The sequence below is a fragment of the Streptomyces sp. NPDC005070 genome (assembly GCF_053600395.1).
The window spans coordinates 1-1611 of record NZ_JBSFZS010000471.1; the positions used below are offsets into that span (position 1 = coordinate 1).

Sequence of the window (1611 nt, forward strand, 5' to 3'; positions counted from 1 at the left end):
CGAAAAGACTACTGCCAACACGAGGGTGATCAGATGCTGTTCACCCTCGGCCGCACGATCGCGAGGAACGGTTCGATGTGACAACGGACGCTGACGGAAAGTGACTCCGAAAGCCCCTTCAGGGCCACACGGACCACAACGCGAGGCAGCGGCCTGGAACACCCGAAGCCGCCGCACTCCGGACGGGCCCGGCGAACGGTCCGCGCATTGGTATGGACCTGACAGGAGCCTCGCACTACCCTCGTTCACGCAACTCTGAGAGCGCTCTCTCCTGCCCTTCGCCCCACTCACCGACCATCGGATCGACGAAAGGCAACCACCGTGAGACGCACCACAGTTCTGCGCATCGCGTTGACCACCGGCCTGCTCGCCGGCGCCGCGACACTCGGACTCACCCAGGCCGCCGCCGGCGAAGCCCCCCTCACCGCCACGGCGTCCCGGGCGCCCGCCTCCTCGGCCGTCCTCTCGGCCATGCAGCACGACCTCGGGCTCACCCGGCAGCAGGCGACCACCCGGCTCGCCCGGGAAACCGCCGCACGCGGCGTCGAGCGCGACGCCCGGCGCGTGGCCGGTGCCTCCTACGGGGGCTCCTGGTTCGACGCCGGGAGCGGCAGACTCGTCGTCGCCGTCACCAAGGCCGCGTCGCGGAATGCCGTGGAGGCGACCGGCGCCCGCGTCACCCTGGTCGAACACAGCCGGCGACAGCTCGACAGCACCATGGCGCGCGTCGACGCGCTCGACGCACCGGCCGGCGTGAGCGGTTGGCACGTCGACCCCCGGGCCAACTCCGTCGTCGTCGATGTGGTGTCCGCACACGAGGATGACAACGATGTCCGGACGTTCGTCGCCCGCGCCCGCGCGTCCGGTCCCGTGGTCGTGCGGCAGACCGGCCAGGCCCCGAGGACGTACGCGGCCGGCACGGTGGGCGGGGACCCGTACTACACCGGCAACGTCCGCTGCTCCATAGGCTTCTCGGTGTACGGGGGGTTCGTCACCGCCGGGCACTGTGCCCAGCCGGGCGCGGGCGTCAGCGGCTGGGACCACAGCTACATCGGCACCTTCCAGGGCTCCTCGTTCCCGGACAACGACTACGCCTGGGTCAACGTGGGCAGCGGCTGGTGGACCGTGCCCGTCGTCCTCGGCTGGGGCACCGTCTCCGACCAGCTCGTCCGGGGCTCCGGCGAGGCACCCGTCGGAGCGTCGATCTGCCGCTCCGGCTCGACCTCCCACTGGCACTGCGGCACCGTCCTCGCGAAGAACGAGACCGTCAACTACAGCCAGGGCGCCGTGCACCAGATGACCAAGACGAGTGTCTGCGCCGAACCCGGCGACTCGGGCGGCTCGTTCATCAGCGGTGACCAGGCACAGGGCGTCACCTCCGGCGGCTGGGGCAACTGCACCAGCGGAGGCCAGACCTGGTACCAGCCCGTGAACGAGATCCTGAACCGCTACGGGCTCACCCTGCACACCGCCTGAACCGACCGCGCCGGCCCGCTCGCACGCCGAGCGGGCCGGCGCACCCACGCGTCGTCCGCCGCACGCGTCGCGGAACGTCGGCACTCGGACCCGGCCCCGGCCCCGGCCCCATCGGGCAGGCGCGGCGGCGCGCCC

General features: G+C 71.7%; 1 protein-coding gene. It reads left to right on the forward strand.

From position 1 onward, the window contains the following. The first annotated feature begins 321 nt into the window (after positions 1-321). Positions 322-1476, forward strand: coding sequence for a S1 family peptidase (locus ACWEBX_RS40350; RefSeq protein WP_451889669.1), 1155 nt, complete (start codon positions 322-324; stop codon positions 1474-1476). Positions 1477-1611 lie beyond the last annotated feature (135 nt).